Annotated in this window: 9 protein-coding genes; 3 read left to right on the top strand and 6 right to left on the bottom strand. The window is 37.2% G+C overall.

What is annotated here, in order from left to right; genetic code table 11:
* Positions 1-221: 221 nt before the first annotated feature.
* From HQK88_17055 to HQK88_17045, 3 genes are read left to right on the top strand one after another with little or no spacing between them, the layout of a single operon-like run.
* Positions 222-845 carry a hypothetical protein gene (locus tag HQK88_17055; protein MBF0618510.1) on the top strand — a complete coding sequence of 208 codons (624 nt, stop codon included), beginning with the start codon at positions 222-224 and terminating at the stop codon, positions 843-845.
* Positions 846-883: 38 nt separating this feature from the next.
* Complete coding sequence (locus tag HQK88_17050; GenBank protein ID MBF0618509.1) at positions 884-1615, top strand: hypothetical protein; 732 nt, start codon at positions 884-886, stop codon at positions 1613-1615.
* Complete coding sequence (locus HQK88_17045) at positions 1605-1985, top strand: hypothetical protein (protein MBF0618508.1); 381 nt, start codon at positions 1605-1607, stop codon at positions 1983-1985. Before HQK88_17050 ends, HQK88_17045 begins: the two co-directional genes overlap by 11 nt.
* Before the next feature lie 50 nt (positions 1986-2035).
* On the opposite strand, the gene HQK88_17040 is transcribed toward HQK88_17045, so the two are convergent.
* From HQK88_17040 to HQK88_17015, 6 genes are read right to left on the bottom strand one after another with little or no spacing between them, the layout of a single operon-like run.
* Positions 2036-2938 carry a DUF1848 domain-containing protein gene (locus HQK88_17040; protein ID MBF0618507.1) on the bottom strand — a complete coding sequence of 301 codons (903 nt, stop codon included), beginning with the start codon at positions 2936-2938 and terminating at the stop codon, positions 2036-2038.
* A gap of 8 nt (positions 2939-2946) precedes the next feature.
* A complete protein-coding gene (locus HQK88_17035) occupies positions 2947-3219 on the bottom strand; it encodes a hypothetical protein (GenBank protein MBF0618506.1) in 273 nt (90 codons plus the stop codon).
* Entirely contained in the window at positions 3216-3605 is a 390-nt protein-coding gene (locus HQK88_17030) for a hypothetical protein (GenBank protein MBF0618505.1), read from the bottom strand. The genes HQK88_17035 and HQK88_17030 overlap by 4 nt, the downstream gene beginning before the upstream one ends.
* The gene (amrA, locus tag HQK88_17025; GenBank protein MBF0618504.1) at positions 3602-4111 is read right to left on the bottom strand and encodes an AmmeMemoRadiSam system protein A; all 510 of its coding nucleotides are present in this window, start codon (positions 4109-4111) and stop codon (positions 3602-3604) included. The genes HQK88_17030 and amrA overlap by 4 nt, the downstream gene beginning before the upstream one ends.
* A gap of 1 nt (position 4112) precedes the next feature.
* Complete coding sequence (locus HQK88_17020) at positions 4113-5123, bottom strand: polyprenyl synthetase family protein (protein MBF0618503.1); 1011 nt, start codon at positions 5121-5123, stop codon at positions 4113-4115.
* Positions 5120-5311 carry a hypothetical protein gene (locus HQK88_17015; GenBank protein ID MBF0618502.1) on the bottom strand — a complete coding sequence of 64 codons (192 nt, stop codon included), beginning with the start codon at positions 5309-5311 and terminating at the stop codon, positions 5120-5122. The genes HQK88_17020 and HQK88_17015 overlap by 4 nt, the downstream gene beginning before the upstream one ends.
* Between the last annotated feature and the right edge of the window lie 421 nt (positions 5312-5732).

The raw sequence follows: 5732 nt of genomic DNA, 5'->3' as shown, positions 1-5732 counted from the left end.
TCATTGTGTCATGCCTCCTTTTTGTTATAACTGATAATATAATTCAGTTAGGCAGTTTCTGAAAATATACTTTCCAAAAAATGCTCTCTAATTAGACTTCATGACACAGTTTTTTGAACACTCTCTTCATAATAGGTCAAAATGAGCCTATATCTTATGAGGCACTTGCTAACTACTCATATAAAATTCGTGAATTCTTTGAAGGATTCAACTCTTCTAAGATGGCGGTTATTTTAAACAAGGTTAGAGGCTCTGTAAGAGAAGGTCATGGCATATTTACAGTTATTCCTTTCACATTAGAAGTTGTTGATATATCAGAAGGACTGGAAAATATTGATCGTATAAGGTTAGTTTTGTTTGAAAGTTATATACACGACATAGTTTCAAAATTATTTCATAAAACCTACCCTCCTCTTGTGCCTGATCAAAGTGTAGTTTTAGATGATGAATTAAAACATCTTAGCCATAACTTCAGTCAATTTTCCAGGTTTTTTAGGTTTTTCAGGATAAAAAAATTATTAGTTCTAATGTTTTCTTTTATACTTATTGGTGCAATTATAGCTAAGAACTTATATGTGAGAAACAATGTTTCTACTTTGAAGCAAGAAAGTGTTTTTCCTTTGATTCCAGCAAATGTTTTTAATATTTTTATTGGGATTGGGATAATCGGCCTGATAATTTCTATTATAATGCTGGCGCTATCCTGGAGTATGAATAAAGATTTAAATAAAATTAAGCAAAATGGGGCAAAACATATAGTAGAAATGTTACATACTGCAAAAGGCAGAGAAATGTTGTGGAGAATTAGGAAATGGATGGAGCGATTAAAAAAAACTAATTCGTGATTTTAGCCTTCTTTGAGAAAAGTATAGGAGAGAATATTATGAAAATTGAAGATAAAATATGTTTTATTATCGCCCCTATCGGAGAACCTGAATCACCTGTTAGAGACAGGTCTGATAAGGTTCTAAAATTTATTATCAAACCTGTTACCGATAAATGTGGGTATTGTGCTGTGCGAGCCGATGAGTTACCGCAACCCGGATTGATAACAACCCAAATTATTACTCACCTGCTTAATGATTCAATTTTAATCGCTGATCTTTCTGATCATAACCCAAATGTCTATTATGAATTAGCAATAAGACATGTAATAAAAAAACCTTATGTTCAACTAATAGAAGTTGGTCAAAAAATTCCGTTTGATATTCAGGCGATAAGGACAATTTACTATAATTCTAAGGATTTAGAGAGTGTCGATAAAGCCAAAAAAGATTTAGAAGCACAAATACGATTTATTGAGCAAAATCCTGACAAAGTTGATTCTCCTGTATCTTTTTCCTTAGATATCGCTATGCTTAGTAAAAGTTCAAATCCTGGTGACAAGGATAAAATGTCAATGGTGCACTTGATGCAGGTTTTTCGTTCAGAAATGTTAAATTTAACAAGCAATATCCAGGCAGAACTGAAAGAAATGAAGCAGAGTATGTTTAATCAACAATCTGGAAATACCTCAAAAACTAAAGAAACAGATTTTTCCAAACTTGAGCGTATCCAAAAAAACTTAGGAATTGAAAAAAAAATATTACACGAGGAGGATAAGAATGTTCAGTAAGAAAGCGTATTTTATATATTTCATAGTATGGGGTATACTAATAGTAGTATTGTCTCATCTTTTAGCAGGTTCTTTTAACCCAATTAAAGTATTTCATAGTCAGAACGTATTAGCTAAAATTGTTATCGGTTTTATGTTCTTTCCCTGGGCAGGGACACTAATTCAACTTTTTATTATGTCCACATCTTATGCTGATCTAATATGCCCAGTTTGTGAAAAAAACCTGGTAAAGTTTGTTCCTGTTTATGGAAGAGCAAAAACATGTTTTGGATGTTTAAAAGCGGGAAGAAACACACAATATCATGACAAATGTTTTAAAGCTAAAGGAAGATGTCCTATATGCGAACAAGAAAACCCCTGGGAACTTTGATTATATTTAATAATAATGGTTTTGTGTAATGAACAGAGACAGCTTTTTTGTCAGAGTTTAAGTCCAACTATCAGAAACGGGCTTTCGGGGTCATGCTGCTTGTTGTTTTTTTGTGCTGCAGCTTTATCTGAGTTAGCGTAACAATACACACAACCATGAACACAACTGTCATAGTGCCCAATGTCCTGACTTACCACACAGCCGCATCGCTCTCTCTGATTTTTATCCTTAGATACATTTTTAGCAAATCCAAAAAGCAGCTTTAGCAAATCATCGTCTATACATTTACCACGCTGTATGCCAAACTCCAAAAGATCATGTTGCTCCGAACAACTGTATATCTGCATTGAGTTATCTTGCGCAATCTGCGACAGCAAGTTTGATATGCGGTTAATACGCTCCGTATCAGGATTGATGTCATAAAAATTGATATGCGTCGTCTTTGTAAGAGTGTCCAGATTCCGTATTACCTTTTTATAGAAATCAACAAAACTTATAACCACTCTCTTTGTATGATCCCTCAGAAGTTCAGCAATGTTCTTAAAATTTCCAATAATATACTCCTCAGCCGTAATATCAGAAATTATGATTGGATCAAACCGCCAGATAACTTTATCCGCTCCAATCTTAGAACTTAGCGCTTCAAAAGTGGAAATTATCTCATCAAATGGCGGCACTGAGGGTTCAATCAGAGGCGGGTATCCGGTTAATGTGAATTGGAAATAGTATTTATATCCTGACTCCGAAAGTTCATCCAGATGTTTCATTAACGGTTGCGGATTCTTTGTCCAAAACACAATTGCATCCACTGCATCTGTCGAAAGATCAACTTTGGAGTGCTTATGCGCATTGTAGGGGTTTTGAACAAAAAGGTAACCAGCTCTGATTCTGCGCATGAACCAGTCAGCATAAAAAGCCGGAATATCCGTCCGTCTGCTTGCTGATATTATCATCAGGACTGCTAAACTACAGGGGCAGCGCTTTTTTTGCCGGCATTTTTGACGTATAGCAAAATATCAATCAATACCATAGTGCCATTTAAAACGTATAAGTAAATAACATAGTCAAAGTTATAGAGAAGTTTATGAATAAACCCGGAAATGTATCCTAACAAAACGATAACCAAAAAGTGGATACTTTTACCGTCATTTTTGCCTGCTTTGCATGATTTATAAATTGAACACGGCCACGCTGCGCCAAAACAGATTAGCATCAATATCTCAAATATACTCATTGTTGCGGAGGTTTAACCTCTTGCTGGGGCAGAGGAACCTCCTGCTGTGGCAACTTGAACTCTTGTTGCGGTAACTTAAATTCTTGCTGTGGTAACTTGAATTCCTGCTGTGGAGGCGGAGCCTCTTGTTGAGCTGCCTGTTGCTTAATTTCGGATAATTTCTCTACTACTGCCCGGAAGGATTCAGTTCGCTCTGATACCGTATCAACATCCTTCTTAAGACTATCCAGTCTCAACCGTAAATCATAATAAAAATACCATTCTGAAATTATAAAGAATATAAAAAAAAACAAAAAAACAAAAAATTTGACATCTTTTTTTACTGCCGACTGCTCTCCCGTCTCCAGTTGTTCAAGTTCAAGTTCAAGCTTAGTCTTATCCGTCAAAAATATCTCCTGACTTCAAACTTATAGATTTCCACGTCTGTTTCAAGCGGATCAATTCCGGCCTTCATTTTGGTAATCCTCAGTTGCTCATCCACTGTGTCAACACCCTCAAGGTCTGGTAAGAGCAACCCTCGTCTGTTGCCATATCCTACAATAACGCCGTATTTTGCAGGGTTTAGCTCTGAGATGTCATTTACCTTCTCAGGAGCGGTAAGAACATCAACTGAATACTTTATTTCCTCCAGTTCATCGGAGCGCACCGGACTGAAACGTGGATCCTCTGTGGCTGCTGATAAGGCATTTCGGATTATTTCCATTGCAACGTTCTCACGAATCGGGGAAAACGTTCCTATACAGCCTCTTAACTGCCCGCCCTTCTTCAGTGATACAAAAACCCCTGCCCGTCCTCTCATCTCAGGAGCCATATCCTCAGGAGGCGATATTACAATTTTATTTTTAATGTATTCAGAAATAGCGTTTTTAGCTAACTTTACAAGCGCATGCACCTTAGGTTGCCCTCTTCATAGCATAATCGGCAATTAACATAAGAGCTTCTTTTTCATCTGAATCATCGAACAAATTAAGCCCGGCCTTAGCCTCACACACGATTTCCTCAGCTCTTTTGTATGTTTTTTCGATTATGTCATAACTCTTTAACAGTGAAATGATTCTTTTCATATCTCCTGCAACGGCATCTTCTGTTTTGCCCTCGTCTATGGATTTTATTATGTCTGTTACTTCATTCCTCTCAGCTTCTGCAGCATATTTTAGAAGATATATCAAAGGGAGCGTGATTTTCCCTTCTATAAGATCCTTTCCAAGCCGCTTTCCTAAAAGACTTTCATCGGCCTGAAAGTCCAAAATATCGTCACACATCTGAAACACTATCCCGCACTTAAGGCCAAAAGAAGTAAGAGCTTCCACTTTCTCCACGGATGAGCCGCCAAGCAGCGCCCCAATCCGGCACGATGCTGAAAACAGCGAACCGGTCTTCCTTTCCACTATGTTAATGTAATCCTGTTCAGTGACAGATGGGTCAGCTATTTTTTGCAACTGCAGGATTTCACCCTCAGTCATTTTTGTAGCAGCCTGAGCTATTGCCTCAACTATATGCGGATCATGCTGTTCAACTGCTATTCTAAGGGAGTTGGCATAGAGATAATCACCAACCAAAATCACGACATGATTTCCCCATATAGAGTGTGAAGTGGTCTTGCCGCGCCGCACGGCAGCGCCATCCACCACATCGTCATGCAGTAGTGAGGCCGTATGAATTGCCTCTATTACGCTGGCAAATATGTAGCCCTTATCACCAATGTATCCGGTAATGGCTGCAGCTAATATCAAAAACAGCGGTCTTAAGCGTTTCCCGCCACCACCAATTATATGCTGCCCTATGACAGGAATTAAAACGGCATCACTTTTAAAAATATCAGTAAGATTACTCTCAACTTGTTTTAAATCTTTTTCATATCTGTCAAATACATTATGAGCATCCAATAATTTATCGCCTTTCAAGGTTTCTTTATCCTTATCTTTTCGTAATCAAAACCGGCATCCGCCAGATGATGTATATCCCCGGGTTTAAAAACTCCCTTTTCCGTTATTATAGCAGTTATATACCTTGCAGGTGTTACATCAAAAGCAATGTTTCTCACTTTAATATCCATAGGTGCTATTTTACACTTCCCGAACACATTTGTCACCTCATTGACGCTGTGGTCACATTAATATAGGTTTTTATACAAAACCTAACACCTATTTTATACTATCATGGCAATTAACATAAAGATGGTCAGCAAAATTATCAGAATAATTGTTATGATTTGAGAAATATTTTGCTTGATATTTCTTTTATTCTTTTTTTTTAACGCAAGCTTAGGTTTGTGGTAAGTGTTTTGGAGATTTTCTCCTCTCAAGGAATCGTAAGTTGAGACCGTTGCATAATTCGATATTTTGAATTTTCACAATAAAAAAACTCTTATAGCGATATGCATAACTACGTTAATTATTTTTAAAGGCTGAGATTGCCACGTCGCTATCGCTCCTCGCAATGACGAATAAAAAACACAGTAAAAACTATTATTTATCGTCATTGCGAGCCCCCGCAGGGGGCGTGGCAATCTC

The organism is Nitrospirota bacterium (assembly GCA_015233895.1).
GTDB lineage: Bacteria > Nitrospirota > Thermodesulfovibrionia > Thermodesulfovibrionales > Magnetobacteriaceae > Magnetomonas.
Note: the sequence above shows the minus strand (reverse complement) of the source record. Positions and strands in the feature narration are given on the sequence as shown.